The following is a 21,498-nucleotide window of genomic DNA, read 5'->3' as shown; positions in this document are numbered from 1 at the left end:
GTATATGGGCTTCCATCCACGGTTATGGGCTAGCCCATCCCGGCGGGTTCCTTACGGCGAACGCCGCCCCTCCCCCAGGGACAGGTACTAATTACGCAACTAGCGGAGCGAAGAATGGATAAACCCCGGAAACCGAATATTGATTTTGATCAATCGCCCTCGGCGGCCGGCCCGGCGGGGGAGTGTGGCGCTTTGTCGCTGCTGTGGAACCGGCCGGTCGGCACGGTGTCGGCAACCCTCGTCCTGGCCCATGGCGCCGGCGCACCCATGGACAGCCCGTTCATGGACGAAATAGCCCGGAGCCTGGCCGCCCGGGGCGTGGCTGTGGCGCGTTTCGAGTTCCCCTACATGGCCGCCCGCCGCGAGGACGGCCGCCGGCGCCCGCCGAACCCGCAGAAGCAGCTGCTGGAGTGCTGGCGCCAGGTGTTCGAGCAGGTGCGTGGGCAGGTGCAGGGCACGCTGGCCATCGGCGGCAAGTCCATGGGCGGGCGCATGGCCAGCCTGCTGGCCGACGAACTGGGCGCCGACGCCCTGGTGTGCCTGGGCTACCCCTTCTACGCCGTAGGCAAGCCGGAGAAGCCGCGGGTGGCCCACCTGGCCGAACTGCGCACGCCGACGCTGATCGTCCAGGGCGAACGCGACGCCCTGGGCGACCGGGCGCATGTGGCGGGATACGTGCTGTCGCCGGCGATCCGCGTCGAGTGGCTGGCGGCGGCGGACCATGACCTGAAGCCGCTGAAGGCGTCAGGTCTGACTCATGAGCAGCATCTGGAGAGCGCGGCGGAGGTGGTGGCGGGGTTTCTGGAGGGGCTTTCGTAGGGGCGAGCTTGCTTGCGAATGGCGTTCTGCCGGTGGTTTCGGTACCCGGCTTGACCGCGCGCCCTCTCCCTAACCCTCTCCCTGAAGGGAGAGGGGACCGTTGGGCAGATGCTGATGTTTCGGCGTTAGCCGGCTAGCACAGAAATTACCGGCTGAAACCATTCCTCCTCTTGGCACGGACAAGCCCCCTCTCCCTTCAGGGAGAGGGCTGGGGAGAGGGTTACGGACTTCAGCGTAGCTCCGAAGCTGAACCAGGCGACGCTCTGTTCGCGAGCAAGCTCGCTCCTTCCATGGAGCGTAGGGCGAATAACCGTTCGCGGTTATCCGCCGCCTGACCTTGGCATCCAAACACTGCGGACTTGAACCCGAAGCACCTGCTTGAGGGCGCTCCGCTCCCGGCCACGGAGCCGGATAGATGAGGGGTGTATCGGCGTACAACCGCGAACGGTTGTACGCCCTACGCCAACACTCAGCGGTTGAACCGCTCCACCAGCGAATACTGGCTCTGCGCCGTCCCCGTCAGCTCCTCGCTCAGCAGCGCGGTGCGCTGGGCCTCGTCGGAGGTCTGGTCGGCCAGTTGAGCGATGGTGGCGATGTTGCGGTTGATCTCCTCGGCCACCGCGCTCTGTTCCTCGGCCGCCGCGGCGATCTGGTTGGCCATGTCGGCGATGTTGGCTACCGAGTCGCTGATGCCCGACAGCGCCTGGTCGGCCAGCAGCACCCGCTCCACGCCTTCGTCGGCCTGGCGGCGGCCGACTTCCATGGCGCTCACCGCGCCCTCGGCGGTTTGCTGCAGCTTGGCGATCAGGCCGTGGATCTGCTCGGTGGATTCGGCGGTGCGCTGGGCCAGCGAGCGCACCTCGTCGGCCACCACGGCGAAGCCGCGGCCCATCTCGCCGGCGCGGGCCGCTTCGATGGCGGCGTTGAGCGCCAGCAGGTTGGTCTGGTCGGCGATGCCCTTGATCACGTCGACCACGCCGCCGATCTCGTTGCTGTCCTGGGCCAGTTGGCTCACCGCCAGGCCCGTCTCGCCCACCGAGGCGGACAGGCGCTGGATGGCCTCGCGGGTCTCGCTGGCCACGCTGCGGCCGCGGCGCGTCAGCTCGTTGGCCTGGCGCGTGGCGTCGGCGGTGCGCTGCACGTTGTTCGCCACTTCCTGGGTGGTGGCGGCCATCTGGTTGACCGCGGTGGCCACCTGCTCGGTCTCCACGCGCTGGCGTTCCAGGCCGGAGGAGCTGTGGTGGGCCAGGGTATCGGCCTGGCGGGCCTGGGCGGTGAGCTGCTCGGCGGTGTCCTGCAGGCGCGTCAGGCAGGTCTTCAGGCGCGCTTCCTGGCTGAGGATGGACATTTCCAGGCGCGCCTGGGCGCCGCGGCTGTCGGTGTACATCTGGGCGATCAGCGGGTCCGAGGTAGTCTGCTCGGCCAGGCGCAGCAGGCGCTTGAGGCCGCGCTGCTGCCAGCCCAGGCCGGCCAGGCCGAGGGGGACGGCGAGCAGGGCGGCGAGGGCGAAGCCCCAGTGCGAGTCGAGCCAGACGCCGATGAGGAAGGCCACCTGGCTGATCAGGATGAACGGCAGCCAGTCCAGCAGCACCGGCAGCCACAGGTCGCGGCGCGGGATCGCCGGCTTGCCGGTGTTGATCCGCTGGTACAGGGCCTGGGCGCGCTCCACCTGCTCGGCGGTGGGGCGCACGCGCACCGACTCGTAGCCGACGATCTCGTCGCGCTCGAAGATGGGCGTGACGTAGGCGCTGACCCAGTAGTGGTCGCCGTTCTTGCAGCGGTTCTTGACGATGCCCATCCACGGCTTGCCGTTCTTCAGCGTGGCCCACATGTGGGCGAACACCGCGGGCGGCACGTCCGGATGGCGCACCAGGTTGTGCGGCGAGCCCACCAGCTCGTCCCGCGCGAAGCCGCTGATGTCGATGAAGGCATCGTTGGCATAGGTGATCACGCCACGGCTGTTGGTGGTGGAGATCAGGCGTTGTTCCGCCGGGTAGGTGCGTTCACGCTGGGTGATGGGCTGGTTGTTGCGCATTCAGGGCAAGGTCCACGAAGAAGGCAATGTGACGGTTTTGTTATCGGCCGGAATCAACGGAAGTTGAAGCCTTGTTCGATATTTGGCGTGGGAATATTGGCAGTGGACGATATCAAAATGCTACTTGTCACATAGTCGTAAGAGATTTTCCTATGAGCTCATAGGTTTTGTCCGTCGGACCTGGCCCGAATGAAAGGCGCGGGCACGGCTTCTCGTAGGAGCGAGCTTGCTCGCGAACAGACTCCTCTGCGGGGCTCATTCGCGAGCAAGCTCGCTCCTACAAGGGGAGTATGGTGCGAAAGGGGAAACCGTAGGAGCGGGCCCTGCCCGCGAATCGCGCGCAGGGCGCGCTCCTACAAACACCGCGCTCCGTAGGATGGGTTGAGCGAAGCGATACCCATCACTGCAACCGCATGGGTTTCGCAAGCTCAACCCATCCTGCGAAAGCGTCCTCGCGCAGCCCTCAGATCAAGCTGCGCAGCACGTAGTGCAGGATCCCCCCGGCCTTGAAGTACTCCACCTCGTTGAGGGTGTCGATGCGGCACAGCACCTCGAAGCTGTCCTGCTTGCCGTCCTCGCGGGTGACTTCCACCTTCAGCGTCATGTGCGGCTTCAGCTCGCCGTCCAGGCCGCGGATGTTCAGCACTTCCTTGCCGGTGAGGTTCAGCGCCTTGCGCTCCTGGCCGCCGGTGAACTGCAGCGGCAGCACGCCCATGCCCACCAGGTTGGAGCGGTGGATGCGCTCGAAGCTCTCGGCGATCACCGCCTTCACCCCCAGCAGGTTGGTGCCCTTGGCTGCCCAGTCGCGGGACGAGCCGGTGCCGTACTCCTTGCCGGCGATGATCAGCAGCGGCGTGCCCTCGGCCTGGTAGCGCATGGCCGCGTCGTAGATCGCCAGCTTCTCGCCGCTGGGCACGTGCAGGGTGTTGCCGCCTTCCTCGCCGCCGAGCATCTCGTTCTTGATGCGGATGTTGGCGAAGGTGCCGCGCATCATCACCTCGTGGTTGCCGCGCCGCGAGCCGTAGGAGTTGAAGTCGGCGTAGGCCACGCCGTGCTCGCTGAGGTAGCGCCCGGCGGGGCTGTCCTTCTTGATGTTGCCGGCGGGGGAGATGTGGTCGGTGGTCACCGAGTCGCCCAGCACCGCCAGCACCCGGGCCTTCTCGATGTCGGCCACCTTCGGCGGGGCGTCGGCGATGTGCTCGAAGAACGGCGGGTGCTGGATGTAGGTGGAGTCGGCCTGCCAGGTGTAGGTCTGCGCCTGCGGCACCTGGATGGCGCGCCACTTCTCGTCGCCCTGGAACACCTCGGCGTATTCCTTGTGGAACATGGCGGTGTCGACCTTCTGGATCGCCTCGGCGATTTCCCGCTGGCTCGGCCAGATGTCCTTCAGGTACACCGGCTGGCCGTCCTTGCCGGTGCCCAGGGCGTCCTTCGTCAGGTCCAGGCGCACGCTGCCGGCCAGGGCGTAGGCCACCACCAGGGGCGGCGAGGCCAGCCAGTTGGTCTTCACCAGCGGGTGCACGCGGCCTTCGAAGTTGCGGTTGCCGGAGAGCACCGAGGCCACCGTCAGGTCGGCCTGCTGGATGGCCTTCTCGATGGGCTCCAGCAGTGGCCCGGAGTTGCCGATGCAGGTGGTGCAGCCGTAGCCCACCAGGTCGAAGCCCAGCTCGTCCAGGTACTTCGTCAGGCCGGCGGCCTTGAAGTAGTCGGTGACCACCTTGGAGCCGGGGGCCAGCGAACTCTTCACCCAGGGCTTGCGCTGCAGGCCCTTCTCCAGCGCCTTCTTCGCCAGCAGCCCGGCGGCCATCATCACGCTGGGGTTGGAGGTGTTGGTGCAGGAGGTGATGGCGGCGATGACCACCGCGCCGTCCTGCAGGTGGTAGCTCTTGCCTTCGTGCTGGTACTCGACGCCCTGGCTCTCGGCGCTGCCCACCGCGGCGCCGCCACCGCCTTCATTGAGCAGGCGTGAGACCTCCGGGCTGCGCGCGGCCTTGGGCTGCAGCGCGAGGAAGTCGGCGAAGGCCTTGCCCACCTGGCCCAGCGGCACGCGGTCCTGCGGGCGCTTGGGCCCGGCCAGGCTGGCCTCGACGTCGCCCATGTCCAGCTGCAGGGCGTCGGTGAACACCGGCTCGTGGCCCTTTTCGCGCCATAGGCCCTGGGCCTTGCAGTAGGCCTCCACCAGCTTGACCGTCTCTTCCGGGCGGCCGGACAGGCGCAGGTAGCCCAGGGTGATCTCGTCCACCGGGAAGAAGCCGCAGGTGGCGCCGTATTCCGGGGCCATGTTGGCGATGGTGGCGCGGTCGGCCAGGGGCAGGTCGGCCAGGCCGTCGCCGTAGAACTCGACGAATTTCCCCACCACGCCCTTCTGCCGCAGCATCTGGGTGACGGTGAGCACCAGGTCGGTGGCGGTGATGCCCTCCTTGAGCTTGCCGGTGAGCTTGAAGCCGATCACCTCGGGAATCAGCATCGACACCGGCTGGCCGAGCATGGCCGCCTCGGCCTCGATGCCGCCGACGCCCCAGCCGAGCACGCCCAGGCCGTTGATCATGGTGGTGTGCGAGTCGGTGCCGACCAGTGTGTCGGGGAAGGCGTAGGTGCGGCCGTCCTCGTCCCTGGTCCACACGGTGCGGCCCAGGTATTCCAGGTTGACCTGGTGGCAGATGCCGGTGCCCGGCGGCACCACGCGGAAGTTGTCGAAGGCGTTCTGGCCCCAGCGCAGGAAGGCGTAGCGTTCGCCGTTGCGCTGCATCTCGATCTCGACGTTCTCGGCGAAGGCGGCCTGGCTGGCGTAGCGGTCGACCATCACCGAGTGGTCGATGACCAGGTCCACCGGCGACAGCGGGTTGATCTTCTGCGGATCGCCCCCAGCCTTGGCCACGGCGTCGCGCATGGCGGCCAGGTCGACCACCGCCGGCACCCCGGTGAAGTCCTGCATCAGCACCCGCGCCGGGCGGTACTGGATCTCGCGGTCGGAACGGCGCTCCTTCAGCCAGCCGGCCAGGGCCCGCAGGTCGTCGGCGTTGACCGTATGGTTGTCCTCCCAGCGCAGGAGGTTTTCCAGAAGCACCTTGAGCGACTTCGGCAGCTTGTCCAGGTCGCCGAGCTGCTTCGCGGCTTCCGGAAGGCTGTAATAGTGGTAGGTCTTGCCGCCCACCTCCAGGGTGCGAAGGCTGTTCAGGCTGTCCACTGCGGGCATGACGTTCTCCTCAGGCTGGATTCTGCCGGTGATCGACGGCACCGCTGCGATACTGGCGGAAAGTCCGGGCGGACTTCCCGGCTTGGCGCAAAAGGAATGCGGATTGGCAGTCATCTTCTGCATATCGGGCGGCATCCTGGCGATTTCCGGCAAGCGCTCCCCGGGGCACGGCAAGCCCTGGATCGCGACTTCGGAACTCTCAAACTAGACCGCTGCGCGCGGTCCTGCCATGGGTTCTGGACCTTTTGCCGCAGTCGGGGGTTCCCCTGGCGTGCGGCGAATCCGGGTGAAAGCCGGGCGCGCAGCGACTATAGTGCGCGGCCAAGGAGACACCCCGATGAACACCCTGCTACTGCATTGCCGCCCGGGCTTCGAGAACGAGGTCTGCGCGGAGATTTCCGACCTGGCCGCCGGCCTCGACGTGGCCGGCTACGCCCGCGCCAAGCCGGCCACCGCCTATGCCGAGTTCGTCTGCCAGGACGCCGACGGCGCCGACCGGCTGATGCGCCACCTGCGCTTCGCCGAGCTGATCTTCCCGCGCCAGTGGGCCCGCGGCACCGGCTTCGTGCAACTGCCCGAGCAGGACCGCATCGGCGCGCTGCTGGAGGAGCTGGGCCCGTACCCGCTGTGCGGCAGCCTGTGGCTGGAAGTCTTCGACAGCAACGAAGGCAAGGAACTGTCGACTTTCTGCCGCAAGTTCGAGAAGCCCCTGCGCGCCGCCCTGGTCAAGGCCGGCAAGCTGCGCGAGGACCCGAGCCTGCCGCGCCTGCTGCTGACCTTTCGCTCCGGCCGCGAAGTCTTCGTCGGCCTCGCCGAGCCGCGCAACAGCGCCATGTGGCCGATGGGCATCCCGCGCCTGCGGTTCCCCCGCGAGGCGCCCAGCCGCTCCACCCTCAAGCTGGAAGAGGCCTGGCACCACTTCATCCCGCGCGGCGAGTGGGACAAGCGCCTGGCTCCGAACATGCTCGCCGTCGACCTGGGCGCGGCACCCGGCGGCTGGACCTGGCAGCTGGTCAACCGCGAGATGCGGGTGATCGCCGTGGACAACGGGCCCATGGCCGAGAACCTGATCTACTCCGGCCTGGTGGACCACCAGCGCGCCGACGGCTATGTGTTCCGCCCGCGGCAGATGGTCGACTGGATGGTCTGCGACATCGTCGAGAAGCCGGCGCGCACCGGCTGGCTGATCGACACCTGGATCGGCGAGGGCCTGTGCCGCGAGGCGGTGGTCAACCTCAAGCTGCCGATGAAGCAGCGCTACGCCGAGGTGCGCAAGATCCTCGAACGCCTGCGCGAGAGTTTCCGCGAGCGCGGCCTGCGCGTGGCCATCGGCTGCAAGCAGCTGTACCACGACCGCGAGGAAGTCACGGTGCACCTGCGACGCCTGTAGGCGCCTGCGACCCGCGACCTTCGGCGACTTGCCGTTGCGCCGCGCAGCGACCATGCTGTGCGGCGCACCCCCTCCCGGAGCCGCTCGTGAAGCGAAAGTTGCCCTCGCTGCTGGGCAGTTACAGCCGCATGTTGTTGCCACGCCGCGGCCTGGGCCGCGGCGAGCGCCTGCCGAACCTGGCCATGGACAGCCGCAGCCTGCGCTTCGACGCCCGCCACCTGCGCGCCTACCGCCAGCACTTCGGCCTGGACCCGGCGCTGGGCGTGCCGCTGCTCTACCCGCAGGTGATCAGCCTGCCGCTGCACCTGCGCCTGCTCAGCCGCTCGCGCATGCCGCTGTCGATCCTCGGGCTGATCCACCTGCGCAGCCACATCCAGCGCTACCGCATGCTCGACGAGCACGCCCAGCTGCAGCTGGACTGCCGCATCCTCACCAGCCGGCGCAGCCCGCTGGGGCTGGAGGTGGACGTGGCGACCGAGGTCTGGCACCACGACATGCTCTACTGGCAGTCGATCACCACCTACCTGCGCCGCGGCGACTTCCTCGACGACCACGCCGAGCCCGACGCGCTGCCCGAGCGCGCCCAGTGGCACACCCTCGACGTGCCCGCGCACCCCGGCGTGCAGTGGCGCGTGCCGAAGATCGCCGGCTGGCGCTACGCCGGCCTGAGCGGCGACTTCAACCCGCTGCACCTGTCGCGCCTGATGGCCTCGCGCTACGGCTTCGGCAAACCCTTCGCCCACGGTATGTGGAGCCTGGCGCGCAGCCTCACCGGCCGGCGCCTGGCCGAGCAGGTGCGCCTGGACGTGCACTTCAAGGCGCCGCTGCCGCTGGGCAGCCAGGTGCGCCAGAGCCACCGCCGCCTGGGCCACAAGGAACAGTGGGCGCTGCTGCCGGTGGACGGCGGCGACGAGCCGATGCTGCTGGCCCAGCTGGACGAGGCGCCCGCCGGGCCGCTGCGCTGATTCAGTGGCCGGCCGCCAGGCGCGGCTGCAGCGGCAGCAGGGCGGGCAGCTGCACTTCGCCCTGCAGGTCCACCGCGGCGAACTTCCAGGAACTGTTGAACAGGTACTGGCCGCTGAAACCGCTGACCAGCAGGCCGATCTCGTCCCCCGCCGCCAGGCTGGCGCTGACCGCGTTGAGCCGCGTGGCGCCCTGGTTGAGCAGCGGCTTGACCTGCTCGTCCAGCACCCGCGTGCGGCCGTCCGCGCCACGGATCGCCAGCGAGGCGAACAGCAGCGCCTGGTCGCCCGGGCCGAGCGGCCGGGCCAGGCGAATCTCCGCGCTGCCGAGCAGGGCGCTGGGCTCGGCGACCTGCTGCAGCGGGATGAAGGTGCGGGGCTGCAAGAGGCCGCTGCTGACCGGGCGCACCGGCGTTGGCGGCAGGGCCACGACGGGGCCGGGTGCGGGCAGCTCGTCCAGCGCCAGGCCCTGGTCCAGGTCGAGACTGACGCACAGCGACGGCACGCTGTCGGCGGCGCCGGGGCGTTGGCGCAGCTTCTCCTCGTACCAGGCGAGGATGCCCTGGTAGAGGTCGATGGCGCGCCCGCCGCAGTGGATCACCGGTTCGTTGTTGAACGGCGGCAGGCCGCTCCAGGCCTGCAGCGGCGGTGGCAGGATGTGCCCGCCCTGCATGCCCAGCAGGCGCACGTCGGCGCTGCCCTGGCGCAGGCACTGGCGGATCTGCAGGCCCTGGTCGAGGGGGAACAGGGTATCGCGCAGGCCCTGGATCAGCAGGGCGTCGGCGTGGGGCCGGCGGCCCTCGGCGCAGTAGCGCGCCAGGCTGTGGGCGGCCAGTTCGGCGCGCACCGGTTCGGCCATGCGCCCGCTGGCGCTGTGCAGGTAGTCGGCCTGGGCGAACTTGCCCAGGTCGTAGCCGGTGGCGATGCCCAGGCCCAGCAGCACGCCGCCCCAGCCCATCTTCAACTGGCCGCCCGGGGCCAGGGCGTCGCTCAGGTCGTACCAGGTGGCGATGGGCACTATGGCGTCGATGCGCGGGTCCTCGCTGGCCGCCAGCAGCTGCACGGCGCCGCCGTAGCTCTCGCCGAGCATGCCCACGCGCGGGTCGCCCGGGCCGTCCATGCGCAGCCGCGGCAGGTGCGCGGCGGCCCAGTCGATCACCGCGCTGGCGTCGCTCACCTCGAAGCGCGGGTCCATCATCTCGATGCGCCCGTCGCTGCCGCCCCAGCCGCGCTGGTCGTAGCTGAGCACCCAGTAGCCGGCCTTCCAGGCCTTGAGCGCGGCGCGGCCGGACATCATGTTCTTGCCGTAGAAACCCTCCGGCCCGGTCACCCGCCAGCCGCCCCAGCCGTGGGTGTGGACGATCAGCGGCGCCGTCTCGCCGGCCTTGAGCGCTGGCTGGAACACGGTGGCGGACAGCCGCGTGCCGTCGCGGGCGCTGATCACCGCGTCGTACCAGGTGGCGGGCAGGTCCTGGCCGGCGCTGGCGGAATAGTCGGGGAGGTTGTCGCGGGCGGCGCAGCCGGCGAGCAGCAAGGCGAGGCAGAGCAGGGCGGGCAGGCGCATGGGCGGGGACATCCGCTGTCGGGGAAGGCGCCGAGCTTAGCCCAGCGGGCCAGGCCACGGGCCCGACGAAAGATTGGCCCGCCGCCGTTCGCCCGCCAGGCGTGACCCTGCCCGCGCTTTGGGCGACAATGCGCCATTCGTTTTGCGGAGCCTTTCCATGTCCCAACCTGTCGACGCCATTCTCGACGCCACCGGCCTGAACTGCCCCGAACCGGTCATGATGCTGCACAACAAGGTGCGCGACCTGCCGGCCGGCGGCCTGCTCAAGGTCATCGCCACCGACCCCTCCACCCGCCGCGACATCCCCAAGTTCTGCATCTTCCTCGGCCACGAACTGGTGGAGCAGCAGGAAGAGGCGGGCACCTACCTGTACTGGATCCGCAAGAAGCTCGATTGAGCTGTCATCGCCGACTATGTTTCCTGGGCGTAGGGCGGATAACGCTCCGCGTTATCCGCCGTTTGGCCTTGGCCACACTCCGCTCGTTGCCGGGCACGGAGCCGCCCTCGAAGCCGCGCCGGGTTCAGCCATGGGGTGGCCGGCAAGGCAGGTGTAACGGCGGATAACCGCGAACGGTTATCCGCCCTACGTCGGCCACCACGAAACACCTCGTGCGCTTGACCTTTCCATGGCGAAAACGAATGCTGCCCATTCTCCATCATTGGAAGTGGACATGCCCGCCATGAAAGCCCTGGACATCGAGGCTGTGCAGGCCTTCGTGCTGGTCGCCGAGCTGAAGAGCTTCACCCGCGCCGCCGAGGCCCTGGCCAGCACCCAGTCGGCGGTGAGCCTGAAGATCAAGCGCCTGGAAGACCACCTCGGCCGCCGCCTGCTGGAGCGCACGCCGCGGTTGGTGCGCCTGTCCGCCGACGGCGGGGTGTTCCTGGAGGCGGCCCGCGGCCTGGTGGCGGCGCACCGCCAGGCGCTGGGCGCGTTCGCCGGCGGCCAGCCCAGGCGGTTGGTGGTCGGCATCAGCCACCACATCGTCGGCGCCGAACTGCCGGGCCTGCTGCGCCAGCTCACCCGCGCCGAGCCGGGCCTGCTGCTGGAACTGCGGGTGGACAGCTCGCGGGAAACCCTGGAGCGCTTCGACCGTGGCGAACTGGATGTGGCCCTGGTGCTGCAACAGGGCCCGCCGCGTCAGGATGCGGAGGTGGTGCTGCAGGAACCCTTCGCCTGGATGGGCGCCGCCGACTTCCAGCCGTTGCCCGGCCAACCGCTGCCCCTGGCCACCCAGGCCGAGCCTTGCAGCGTGCGGCGCATGGCGGTGGACGCCCTGGACCAGGCCGGGGTGGCCTGGCGCGAGGTGTTCGTCGGTGGTGGGTTGATGACCATTGGCGCGGCAGTCAGCGCCGGGATAGCCGTGGCGGCCCTGGGCCGCCGGGTGGCGCCGGCGGGCTGCGAGGACGTGGGGGCGCGGCTGGGGCTGCCGGCGTTGCCGGGGCGGGATGTGCTGCTGTTCTCCCACCCGCGGGATGCGCAGGCGCGGGGGATGTTGCGGACGTTGGTGGCGGCGGTGCGGAGTACGGTGGGGTGAGGGAATGGTTACCTGGGGGGCTTTTCGTAGGAGCGAGCTTGCTCGCGAATGGAGTTTCCCGGCAACTGCGGTGTTTTGGATTGACTCCGTTCCCTCTCCCTAACCCTCTCCCTGAAGGGAGAGGGGACCGTTCGGCGTGTGCTGGTATTTCCGCGTCAGCCGGCTTGCACTGAGTGGCCGGCTGACACCAAATCTTTTCTCGGCACGGACAAGCCCCCTCTCCCTTTAGGGAGAGGGCTGGGGAGAGGGTGCTCTTGGTCTGGCGCCGAAGCCCCAGGAAGCCTCGTTCGCGAGCAAGCTCGCTCCTACGAAAAGCCCCACCCTCACCCCACCAGCACCCGTGCCACCCGCGCCACGCCCCAGGCCATGCCCAGCACCATGAAGGCGCCGAAGGCCAGCCCTGCCAGCTGTGCCGCCAGTTCCCGTTTCTGCCTGTCGTTCATGGCAGTCGCTCCAGCCCTGGCCGTGCCAGGTACAGGATTTCGTAGCCGACGCTGTCCGCACGCAGCTCCAGCGCCCCGGCGCTCACGCTGAAGCGCAGCAGCTTCCAGCGTTGCAGGTCGGCCACTACCCAGACCGCCAGCACATCCTCCCGGCCCAGCAGCGCCTCGCCGGCGGCCAGGGCGCCGTCGCGCAGGGCGGCGGCGCCTCTATCTGGCAAGGGTAGTTCTTCGCGGTACAGCGCGCGGGCCGGGCGATCGAAGGCCGGGCCGCGGCGGGCGTCCAGGGGCAGCCAGGTTTCCACCGCCGGCCGGCCGAAGGCGTCGATCACCCCCTGGAAGGCTTCGCCGGCCAGGAAGGCTGCGGCGGCGGCCGGTTCGTGCCAGAGGTAGACCGAGGCGTAGAGATTGCCTTCGGCGCCGTGGCGGCCCTTTTCCTGGAGGACGAAGGCCTTGCACGCCAGGCCCGGCCAGGCGTCCCACTGCGGGCCCTTGGCGGCGGCGCGTTGGCGGATGGCGTCGAGATCGTGCTCCGCCGGCAGGCGGTGGCTGTATTGCATGGCGAACATGGCGGGCTCCTTTATCAGCGTGGGCTGGAAGGAGTCTGCTCGGTCTGAGTCATGCGAAACAGATATGAATGGTTGTTTCAGTGATTAGATCTAGAAATCATTGAAACCCAGCTCGCCCTGGGCCTGTTCCGGCTTCGGCCGTGCCGGGCGCTGGCGGGCCGGCGGCACGGGCGTCTTGCGTGGCGCGCTGTTTTCCGCCTCCGGCTCCGGCGGCGGCAGGGCCAGGCGGCAGCTGCGCACCGTCCACCAGCGCGGCAGCAGCTGGCGCACTTCGCTGCGGCCGAAGCGGTCGTCGATCAGCCAGACCACGCCTTCGTCCTGCTGGGTGCGGATCACCCGGCCGGCCGCCTGCACCACCTTCTGCAGGCCAGGGTAGAGGTAGGTGTAGTCGTAGCCGTCTCCGAACTGGGCGTGCATGCGCTGGCGGATTTCCTCGTTCACCGTGTTCACCTGGGGCAGCCCCAGGGTGGCGACGAAGGCGCCGATCAGGCGGTCGCCGGGCAGGTCGATGCCCTCGCCGAAGGCGCCGCCGAGCACCGCGAAGCCGATGCCGCGGCCACCGTTGCGGAACTGTTCGAGGAAGCCCTCGCGCGCGGTCTCGTCCATGTTGCGCGCCTGCACCCAGACCGGCACGCCCGGCTCGTCGCGGACGAAGCGTTCGCGCACCTGCTCCAGGTAGGCGTAGCTGCTGAAGAAGGCCAGGTAGTTGCCCGGCCGTTCACGGTACTGGCGCGCCATCAGCTCGCAGATCGGCCGCACCGACTGGGCGCGGTGCTGGTAGCGGGTGGACAGGTTGCGCACCACCTGCACTTCCAGCTGCTCGGCGCGGAACGGCGACTCCACGTCGATCCAGGCGGTGTCCTCGGGCAGGCCCAGCAGGTCGCGGTAGTAGTGCGCCGGCGTCAGGGTGGCGGAGAACAGCGTGCAGCTGTGCGCCTCCTCGAAGCGCGGGGCGAGGAAGGGCGCGGGGATGACGTTGCGCAGGCACAGGGTGGAATAGACCCGGCCGCTTTCGGTCTGGCGGCGGGTGATGTCGAACAGCGAGTGCTCGCCGAAGGCCTCGGCCAGGCGGCAGAAGGCCATGGCGTCGAGGTAGAAGCTCAGCAGCTCCAGGCTGTTGCCGTCGGGCTGTTCGCTGAGGTGGTCGGTGATGGCGGTCACCGCCTTCTGCAGCGCGAGGATGAACAGCTCCGGGGCCAGCGGGTAGACCTGGTATTCCAGCTCCTGGTCGCGGTGCAGCTGGTTCCAGTGGCGGCCGACGCGCTCCAGCGCGCCCTTGAGCTTGGCCGGGGCGACGCGACGCAGGTCCTGGAAGTCGGCCTGGTCCAGCTCGCCGGTGTACATCTTGCGCCCTCGCTCCACCAGGTTGTGGGCCTCGTCCACCAGCAGCGCCACCTTCCACTCGTTGAGCGCGGTGAGGGCGTAGAGCAGGGCGCTCATGTCGAAGTAGTAGTTGTAGTCGCACACCACCACGTCGGCCCAGCGGCTCAGTTCCTGGCTCAGGTAGTAGGGGCAGATGCCGTGCTCGCGGGCCACTTCGCGGACCCGCGCCTGGTCCAGCCAGGCGCCGTCCAGGGCGGCCAGGCGCGCGGCCGGCAGGCGGTCGTAGAAGCCCTTGGCCAGCGGGCAGGAGTCGCCGTGGCAGGCCTTGTCCGGGTGTTCGCAGGCCTTGTCGCGGGCCACGTGCTCCAGCACCCGCAGCGGCAGCTCGGGCTCGTCCTGGCGCAGGCTGGCCAGGGCTTCCAGGGCCAGGCGCCGGCCGGGGGTCTTGGCGCTGAGGAAGAACAGCCGGTCCAGGCCCTGGCCGGGCATGGCCTTGAGCTGCGGGAACAGGGTGCCGAGGGTCTTGCCGATGCCGGTGGTGGCCTGGGCCATCAGGTGGCGGCCGTCGCGGGCGGCGCGGTACACCGCCTCGGCGAGCTGGCGCTGGCCGTGGCGGAACTGCGGCCAGGGGAAGCGCAGGCTTTCCAGGGCGCCATCGCGGGCCGCGCGGTGGGCCATTTCGCGTTCGGCCCAGACCACGAAGCGCTGGCAGTGCTCCTCGAAGAAGGCGTGCAGTTCGTCGGCGCTGAAGCTTTCCTGGAACACCGTTTCCTTCTGCGTCATGACGTTGAAGTAGACGACCGCCAGGTCGATCTGCTCCAGGTCCTGCAGGGCGCAGAGCAGCCAGCCGTAGACCTTGGCCTGGGCCCAGTGCAGCTGGCGGTGGTTGTCGGGGATGCGCGAGATGTCGCCGCGGTGCGTCTTGATCTCTTCCAGGCAGTTGCGCGCCGGGTCGTAGCCGTCGGCGCGGCCGCGCACCAGCAGGTTGCGGTAGGCGCCGGCCAGCGGCAGCTCGGCGAGGTAGCCGGGGCCGCGGCGGCCGACCACGGTGGCGTGGCCGGCCATGCCTTCCTGGGCCGTGGGCGAGGGAGTGAAGCGCAGGTCGAGGTCGCCGACCTTGGCGGTGAATTCGCAGAGGGCGCGCACCGCGACCTGGTAGTTCATTCCGCCGGCTCCCCGGCCCAGGTCACGTAGCAGACCTCCACCGGCATGCCGTGCTCGGCGCAGAAGGCCAGCCAGCGCTTCTGGTTGTCCTGCAGGCGGTCGCCGGGGCCCTTCACCTCGATCATCCGGTAGCCGCGCTCGACGGGGTAGAACTGGATCAGGTCGGGCATGCCGGCGCGGTTGGCCTGCAGGTCTTCCAGCAGGCGGCCGAACCAGGCCTTCAGGTGCGCCGCCGGCAGGCAGGCCAGGGCCTGTTCCAGCAGGCTTTCGTCCAGCAGCTCCCAGAACACGAAGGGCGATTGCAGGCCCTGCTTCTGGCGGTGGATGCGGCGCATCTCGTCGGCGTAGGCGTCGCTGTCCAGCAGTGCCAGGCGTGCTTCGAACAGCTCGGCGCGGCGGGCGCGGAACCGGCTGTCGTAGAGGTCCGCGGGGCCGGCGTGGAAGGGGTGGAAGAAGGCGCCGGGCAGCGGGGCGAAGACGGCCTCCCAGCAGAGCAGGCCGAACAGGCCGAGGACCAGGGTGTTCTCCACGTAGTGCACCGGCGCTTCGGGGCGGGCCAGGTGCAGCTGCACGCACTGCTCGACGCTCAGGCCGGGCTGCGGCTCCAGTTCCAGGTCGATGCGTGGCGGCGGCGCGGCCTTGGCCTTCGCCGGCTGGGCGTGGCCGAGCTGGCGGCGCAGGCGCACCAGGGCGCGCTCGATCAGCTGCGCCTCGGCGGCGTCCTGGGGCCGGGCCGCGGCTTGCAGGGCCAGGTCGTAGGCTTCGGCGTGGCGTTCCAGGCGCTCCAGCACGCGCACCTGACGTTGGCGGGCGGCGACGTGTTCGCTGGCGGCATAGACCTGCAAGGCGCCTTCCCAGTCGGCTTCGCGCTCCAGTTGCTGGCCGACGTGGAACAGCACGCGCCCGCGGCGGCGCTGCAGCTGGGCGGTGTCGCAGTCGACGCTGGCGATCAGCGGCAGCAGTTCCTGGGCCGCGGCGCCCAGGTCGAAGGCTTCGCGGCAGCGCTGCAGGAACAGGTGCGCGTCGATCTCCTCGCGGCTGGCGAAGCCGCGTGACTCGCGGGTCAGCGGCACCGTCTCGTAGCGCAGGATGCCCAGGTCGGTGAGGACGAATTCGGTCCAGTCCTGGTACAGGTTGCCGAAGAACATCAGGCGCAGGCGCTCCACCTGGGGCGCGATGGCCAGGCTGTAGACCGCCTCGTCCAGCTGCGGGCACCAGGCGGCGAAGGTGCGCGGTGCGGGTTCGGCCTCGGCCAGTTCGGCCAGCAGCTCCGGCTTGCGCAGCTGGCGGCTGGACAGGCGGGCGCCGAAGCAGTCGAGGATTTCGTCCTTGCGCAGCAGGCCGAAGAGTTCTTCCAGGCCCAGCGCGGCGGCGCCGTCCAGCCAGCCGGCCTCCAGCAGCGGCGCGGCGGCCCGGCGCGGGCAGCCGATCTCGGCGTAGTCCAGCTTGCTGGCGCGAAAGTGCGGGCCCTTGCGCATGATCAGCCGCACCAGCAGGGCGCGGGCTTCCAGCGGCATGGCCTGGAAGTCGCGGAGGAAGGCGCGCTCGGCGGTGTCGAAGAGGTCGTCGTAGCGTTCTTCCAGCCAGGCGAGGGCGCGGTGGAAGTTGGCCAGGTAGTAGAAGCGCGGGTCGGTCTGGAAGGGCATGGGCGAGGGCAGGGGCTGTATCTTTATACAGATATCAGGTGGGATGGGGATTGGCAATCGGTGGGGGATGGGCGGGGGGATTTGTTGGTGGGGGGGTGGGCTTTTGGGCTTCTGGGCTTTTCGTAGGAGCGAGCTTGCTCGCGAATGGCGTCTCCCTGTCGCTACATCGCCTGGGGTTGACTCCGCTCCCTCTCCCTAACCCTCTCCCTGAAGGGAGAGGGGACTGGGTCGGCGCACTCGACAAGGTCGAAGTCAGCCGGAGGTTCCGGCTGAATCCATATCCCACCATCGGCACGGACGGCCCCTCTCCCTTCAGGGAGAGGGCTGGGGAGAGGGTTACGGACTTCGACTCCACTCCGGAGCCAGGCTTGGCACCGCTGTTCGCGAGCAAGCTCGCTCCTACAGTTTCAACGCACACCTTAAGGTTTCCCGCGCCCCGGTCGCCCTGCATTTCAAATCCCCCGCACGACGAGGTCGGGTATGCGCCAGCACAACCGTATCGTATTCCGCTCCATGTTCCGCATCCGCGTGCTCGACGCCGGCGGCGAGCTGCTCGGCTATGTCGCCGACCTTTCCGAAAGCGGCCTGAAGATCCGCTGCGATGTGCTGCTGGCGCCGGACAGCCAACTGGAGCTGCGCCTGCGCATGCGTGACCGCGAGGAGCGCATGCGCGAGGCGCAGGTGAAGGTGCGTTGCGTGTGGTCGGGGGAGAACGCCCAGACCGGCCAGTACGAGGCCGGCCTTGCGCTGGAGCAGCCTTCGGTTTCCTTCAACGAGCTGATGACCGAGCTGCGCGCCGGGCGCCGCAGCCCGACGCCCAACTGATCAGCCGAGGGTGCCGAGGACGTTCACCGCCACCCGCTCGGGTATCTCGTTCTGCGACAGCACGTGCAGCCCGGGGCTGAAGACCCTTGCATAACGCGCCAGCAGCGGGCGCAGCTGCGGCATCACGGTGAGGATCGGCGGGTGGCCTTCCTTGCGCAGCTTCTCCTTCACCACCGGCATGGTGTTCTGCAACTGGTTGAGCAGGTTCGGTTCCACCGGGATGTTGTCCAGGCTCACCGGGCCGGCCTGCTGGGCGATGGCCAGGGCGCTGAGCAGGGTGTTCTCCAGGTTGTTGTCGAGGATGAACACCGACAGCTCGCCGCGCTCCCCGGCGATGCCCGAGACGATGCTGCGGCGCAGCGCGTAGCGCACGTCGGAGGCCAGCAGCACCGGGTCCTTGGTGGTTTCGGCGGCTTCCACCAGGGTGGTGGCGATGCTCACCAGGTCGCGCAGCGGCACCTGTTCCTGCAGCAGCTGGCGGTACACCCGGTGCTGCAGGCTGAAGCTCAGCTGCGCGCGCAGGTGCTCGGCGAGCTTCGGCGCCTGGGCCGCCAGGCGCTGCATCAGGTGCTCGACGTCGTCGTGCTTGAAGATGTCCGGCAGGTGCTCGCGGATCACCTTGTTCAGGTGGGTGGCGATGACGCTGGCGCAGTCGATCACCTGGTAGCCGAGGTTGAGCGCGCGCGGCTTGTCCTCCGGGCGGATCCACACCACCGGCATCAGGTAGGCCGGGTCGTGGCCGAGGATGCCGTCGACCTCGCCGTAGGTTTCCGCCGAGGGAATGGCCATCAGGCGGTCGGCGTGCAGCTCGGCGCCGTCGATGCGCTCGCCGCTGATGTGGATGGCGTACTGCGAGGCCTTCAGCCGCAGGCTGTCGCGGATGTGGATTTCCGGCAGCAGGAAGCCCAGGCTCTCCGACAGCGTCTGGCGCACCCCGCGCACGCGCTGCACCAGGGGTGCGCCGCCGGCCTCGTTGACCAGTCCGACCAGCTTGTAGCCCAGGGAGATGGACAGCCGCTCCACCAGCGGGATGTCTTCCCAGCCCAGCTGCTGGGCGCGTTCCTGGTCCATGGCCTTGCCGATGGCCTCGACCTGCTCCAGGCTCTGCGCCTCGCCCGGCGGCTCGGCCAGGGACACGCGCCAGGCGACGAAGGCGATCAGCGCGGCGAAGCTGAGGAACGCCAGGTGCGGCATGCCGGGGACTATCGCCAGCACCGTGACGATGCCCGCCACCGTGTACAGCAGCGAGGGCGAGGCGAGCATCTGCCGGCGCACCAGCGCGGTGATCTCCGCCGACTCGTTGACCCGCGTGATGATGATCGCCGCCGCGGTGGACAGCAGCAGCGCCGGGATCTGCGCCGCCAGGCCGTCGCCGATGGTCAGCAGGGCGTACTGGCGGAAGGCGTCGGCGCCGGCCATGGCGTAGACGAACACGCCGATGGCCACGCCGCCGAACAGGTTGATCAGCAGGATCAGGATGCCGGCGATGGCGTCGCCGCGGACGAACTTGCTGGCGCCGTCCATGGCCCCGTAGAAGTCGGCTTCCTTGGACACCTCGGCGCGGCGCTTCTTGGCCTCGGCCTGGTCGATCAGGCCGGCGTTGAGGTCGGCGTCGATGGACATCTGCTTGCCCGGCAGGGCGTCCAGGGTGAAGCGCGCGGTGACCTCGGAGATGCGCTCACCGCCCTTGGTGATGACCATGAAGTTGATGATGGTGAGGATCACGAAGACGATCAGGCCGACGATGAAGTTGCCGCCGATGACCACGTGGCCGAAGGCCTCGATCACCTTGCCGGCGGCCGCCGAGCCGGTGTGCCCGTCGAGCAGCACCACCCGCGAGGAGGCCACGTTCAGCGACAGCCGCAGCAGGGTGGTGACCAGCACCACCGTGGGCAGCAGCGAGAAGTCCAGCGGGCTGCGCGAGGACACGCTGACCATCAGCACCAGCAGGGCGATGCCGATGTTGAAGGTGAAGAGCACGTCCAGCAGCAGCGGCGGCAGCGGCAGGATGATCATCGCGAGGATGGAGAGGATGACCAGCGGGATGCCGATCCGCCCGCTGCGCAGTGTCGGCAGGAGCTGCTCGAGGAAGTTCATGGTTGGCCTCTGCTTGCCAGGCTGTCGGGGATGGGGAGGTTCTTGGCCAGTTCCGGCTTGCGCTGTCTTCGCCCCTGGCGGTAGGCGCGCAGCTGCAGGATGTAGGTGAGGACGTGGGCCACGGCGGTGTACAGCCCGGCCGGAATCTGCTGGTTGACCTGGGTGCTGAAGTAGATGGCGCGGGTCAGCGGCGGCACCTCCAGTACTTCAAGATTGTGCCTGGCGGCCATCTGGCGGATGTACAGGGCCATGTCGTCCATGCCGCGGGCCAGCACGTAGGGCGCCTGGGCCTTCTGCGGGTCGTACTTGAGCGCCACGGCGAAGTGCGTCGGGTTGGTCAGCACCACGTCGGCCTTGGGCAGCACGCGGTTGATCTGGCGCTGCAGCAGCTGGCGCTGCACCTGGCGGATGCGCGCCTTCACTTCCGGGCGGCCTTCCTGGGTCTTGTGCTCCTCGCGGCGCTCCTGCTTGGTCATGCGCATGCGCTTGCGGAACAGGAAGCGCTGCAGCGGGATGTCCAGCAGGGCGAAGAACACGAACACCGCCAGCAGGCCGATCAGGGTGTCGAACAGCAGGCCCAGGGCGCCGCCGATGGCGCTGCGGATGTCGCTGCGCTGCAGGGCGATGAGCTGCGGCAGGGCGTCCAGCAGCAGGTACCAGGCCACGCCCAGCAGCACCGCCATCTTCAGCAGCGACTTGAGCAGCTCGGTGAGGTTCTGCAGCGAGAACATCCGCGCCAGGCCCGTGATGGGGTTGAGCTTGCTGGCCTTGAACGCCAGGTTGGCCGAGGCGAATATCCAGCCGCCGGGGACCATGCCGAAGGCCACCACCAGCAGCGGGGTGAGCAGCAGCGGCAGCAGCAGCTGGACCATCAGCCAGATGTGCTGGCCGAGGATCAGCGCCAGGTCGTCCAGGCCCACCTCGCTGCGGTTCAGGTCCAGGTAGGCGAAGCGGAAGCTGTCGGCCAGGCCGTCGAAGAAGCGCCCGACGCAGGCCTTGAGCACCAGCAGGGTGCAGAGCAGCGCCACGGTGCCGGCCAGGTCCTTGGAGCGCGGCACCTGGCCCTTCTGCCGGCTCTGGCGCAGCTTGTGCTCGCTGGCCTCTTCGGTCTTTTCCTGGGAGCCGCCCTGTTCAGCCATGGCCGGTGCCTCGCAGCAGCTGGCCGAGGTTGTCGAGCAGCGCGCGGGTCAGCTGCAGGTAGGTTTCGGGCAGGCCCGGCAGGGTCAGGCGGATGCACGCAAGGCCGGTGAGGATGGCCATGGGGAAGCCCAGGGAGAACAGGTTCATCGCCGCCGAGATGCGGTTGAGCAGGCCGAAGCAGAACTGCACGAGGAACATGCAGAAGGCCAGCGGCAGGCTGATCAGCGTGGCCGCGGAGAACACCCAGGCCAGGGCGTAGGCCAGGGTGGCGAAGCCGGCGTAGGCCAGGCCGCCGCCCACCGGCCAGTAGTGGAAGCTCTGGTAGAGCACGCTGACCACCAGCAGGTGGCCGTCGCTGGCGAGGAACAGCAGGGCCAGCAGCAGGAAGTACAGCTGGCCGACCACCGAAGACGAGGACACGCCGTTCACCGGGTCGTTGTAGCGCGCCATGGCCATGCCCATCTGGGTGGAGACCACCTCGCCGACCAGGCTGAAGATCACGAACACCAGCTGCAGCGCAAGGCCCAGCACGGCGCCCACGGCGATCTGCTCCAGCGCCGCCAGCAGGCCTTCGGCCGACAGCGCCTCGATGGCCGGCGGGCGGGGCAGGGCGCCGGCCAGCGCGAGGGTCAGGCCGATGGCCAGGAGGATGCGCACCTGGCGCGGCAGCGAGCGGTGGTTGAGCAGCGGCGCCATGGCGAGCATGGCCATGATCCGGCAGAACGGCCACCAGTAGCGCTGCAGTTCCTGCAGGTACTGGCTGGCCTGCAGCAGCGACTCGTTGGCGTGCATG

General features: G+C 69.1%; 16 protein-coding genes. 7 read left to right on the top strand and 9 right to left on the bottom strand.

What is annotated here, in order from left to right; translation table 11 throughout:
* Positions 1 to 114: 114 nt before the first annotated feature.
* Positions 115 to 819 (top strand): alpha/beta family hydrolase, encoded by a 705-nt coding sequence (locus ACTWJ5_RS19300; protein WP_366520443.1) that lies wholly within the window; start codon positions 115 to 117, stop codon positions 817 to 819.
* 469 nt (positions 820 to 1,288) lie between these two features.
* On the opposite strand, the gene ACTWJ5_RS19295 is transcribed toward ACTWJ5_RS19300, so the two are convergent.
* Together ACTWJ5_RS19295 and acnA are read right to left on the bottom strand one after the other, a co-directional pair.
* On the bottom strand, positions 1,289 to 2,854 hold the full coding sequence (locus ACTWJ5_RS19295) for a methyl-accepting chemotaxis protein (protein WP_074981790.1): 1,566 nt from the start codon (positions 2,852 to 2,854) through the stop codon (positions 1,289 to 1,291).
* Between the two features lie 463 nt (positions 2,855 to 3,317).
* Positions 3,318 to 6,050: an aconitate hydratase AcnA gene (gene acnA, locus ACTWJ5_RS19290; protein WP_444436339.1), complete on the bottom strand. Its 2,733-nt coding sequence runs from the start codon at positions 6,048 to 6,050 to the stop codon at positions 3,318 to 3,320.
* Between the two features lie 28 nt (positions 6,051 to 6,078).
* On the opposite strand from acnA, the gene ACTWJ5_RS19285 reads away from it, so the two are divergent.
* From ACTWJ5_RS19285 to ACTWJ5_RS19275, 3 genes are all read left to right on the top strand, one after another.
* The gene (locus tag ACTWJ5_RS19285) at positions 6,079 to 6,258 is read left to right on the top strand and encodes a hypothetical protein (protein ID WP_135499842.1); all 180 of its coding nucleotides are present in this window, start codon (positions 6,079 to 6,081) and stop codon (positions 6,256 to 6,258) included.
* A 129-nt stretch (positions 6,259 to 6,387) separates the two neighbouring features.
* Positions 6,388 to 7,440 carry a 23S rRNA (cytidine(2498)-2'-O)-methyltransferase RlmM gene (gene rlmM, locus ACTWJ5_RS19280; RefSeq protein WP_444436338.1) on the top strand — a complete coding sequence of 351 codons (1,053 nt, stop codon included), beginning with the start codon at positions 6,388 to 6,390 and terminating at the stop codon, positions 7,438 to 7,440.
* An 86-nt stretch (positions 7,441 to 7,526) separates the two neighbouring features.
* A complete protein-coding gene (locus tag ACTWJ5_RS19275) occupies positions 7,527 to 8,405 on the top strand; it encodes a MaoC family dehydratase (RefSeq protein WP_009622809.1) in 879 nt (292 codons plus the stop codon).
* Position 8,406: 1 nt separating this feature from the next.
* Here the strand turns inward: ACTWJ5_RS19275 and ACTWJ5_RS19270 are convergent, their stop codons facing one another.
* The gene (locus ACTWJ5_RS19270; protein ID WP_444436337.1) at positions 8,407 to 9,966 is read right to left on the bottom strand and encodes an alpha/beta fold hydrolase; all 1,560 of its coding nucleotides are present in this window, start codon (positions 9,964 to 9,966) and stop codon (positions 8,407 to 8,409) included.
* Between the two features lie 157 nt (positions 9,967 to 10,123).
* On the opposite strand from ACTWJ5_RS19270, the gene tusA reads away from it, so the two are divergent.
* Both tusA and ACTWJ5_RS19260 read left to right on the top strand, forming a co-directional pair.
* A complete protein-coding gene (gene tusA, locus ACTWJ5_RS19265; protein WP_009622807.1) occupies positions 10,124 to 10,363 on the top strand; it encodes a sulfurtransferase TusA in 240 nt (79 codons plus the stop codon).
* Positions 10,364 to 10,637: 274 nt separating this feature from the next.
* A complete protein-coding gene (locus tag ACTWJ5_RS19260) occupies positions 10,638 to 11,501 on the top strand; it encodes a LysR family transcriptional regulator (RefSeq protein ID WP_249916943.1) in 864 nt (287 codons plus the stop codon).
* Positions 11,502 to 11,940: 439 nt separating this feature from the next.
* On the opposite strand, the gene ACTWJ5_RS19255 is transcribed toward ACTWJ5_RS19260, so the two are convergent.
* The 3 genes from ACTWJ5_RS19255 to ACTWJ5_RS19245 all read right to left on the bottom strand — a co-directional run bounded on the left by ACTWJ5_RS19255 (position 11,941) and on the right by ACTWJ5_RS19245 (position 16,643).
* A complete protein-coding gene (locus ACTWJ5_RS19255) occupies positions 11,941 to 12,510 on the bottom strand; it encodes a DUF4865 family protein (RefSeq protein ID WP_444436336.1) in 570 nt (189 codons plus the stop codon).
* A gap of 90 nt (positions 12,511 to 12,600) precedes the next feature.
* Entirely contained in the window at positions 12,601 to 14,997 is a 2,397-nt protein-coding gene (locus ACTWJ5_RS19250; RefSeq protein WP_444436335.1) for an ATP-dependent DNA helicase, read from the bottom strand.
* The gene (locus tag ACTWJ5_RS19245; RefSeq protein WP_444436334.1) at positions 14,994 to 16,643 is read right to left on the bottom strand and encodes a VRR-NUC domain-containing protein; all 1,650 of its coding nucleotides are present in this window, start codon (positions 16,641 to 16,643) and stop codon (positions 14,994 to 14,996) included. The genes ACTWJ5_RS19250 and ACTWJ5_RS19245 overlap by 4 nt, the downstream gene beginning before the upstream one ends.
* A gap of 480 nt (positions 16,644 to 17,123) precedes the next feature.
* Here ACTWJ5_RS19245 and ACTWJ5_RS19240 point away from each other — a divergent pair, with 480 nt between their 5' ends.
* A complete protein-coding gene (locus ACTWJ5_RS19240; protein ID WP_074981806.1) occupies positions 17,124 to 17,468 on the top strand; it encodes a PilZ domain-containing protein in 345 nt (114 codons plus the stop codon).
* Here the strand turns inward: ACTWJ5_RS19240 and ACTWJ5_RS19235 are convergent, their stop codons facing one another.
* Genes ACTWJ5_RS19235 through fliR form a run of 3 tightly spaced genes read right to left on the bottom strand, consistent with a single transcriptional unit; the run spans position 17,469 to position 21,497 of the window.
* Positions 17,469 to 19,565, bottom strand: coding sequence for a flagellar biosynthesis protein FlhA (locus tag ACTWJ5_RS19235; RefSeq protein ID WP_064582856.1), 2,097 nt, complete (start codon positions 19,563 to 19,565; stop codon positions 17,469 to 17,471).
* Positions 19,562 to 20,704 carry an EscU/YscU/HrcU family type III secretion system export apparatus switch protein gene (locus ACTWJ5_RS19230; protein WP_116423202.1) on the bottom strand — a complete coding sequence of 381 codons (1,143 nt, stop codon included), beginning with the start codon at positions 20,702 to 20,704 and terminating at the stop codon, positions 19,562 to 19,564. Before ACTWJ5_RS19230 ends, ACTWJ5_RS19235 begins: the two co-directional genes overlap by 4 nt.
* On the bottom strand, positions 20,697 to 21,497 hold the full coding sequence (gene fliR / locus ACTWJ5_RS19225; RefSeq protein ID WP_444436333.1) for a flagellar biosynthetic protein FliR: 801 nt from the start codon (positions 21,495 to 21,497) through the stop codon (positions 20,697 to 20,699). The genes ACTWJ5_RS19230 and fliR overlap by 8 nt, the downstream gene beginning before the upstream one ends.
* Position 21,498: the final 1 nt, after the last annotated feature.

The organism is Pseudomonas sp. A6, from assembly GCF_052367875.1.
Taxonomy (GTDB): domain Bacteria; phylum Pseudomonadota; class Gammaproteobacteria; order Pseudomonadales; family Pseudomonadaceae; genus Pseudomonas; species Pseudomonas citronellolis.
Note: the sequence above shows the minus strand (reverse complement) of the source record. Positions and strands in the feature narration are given on the sequence as shown.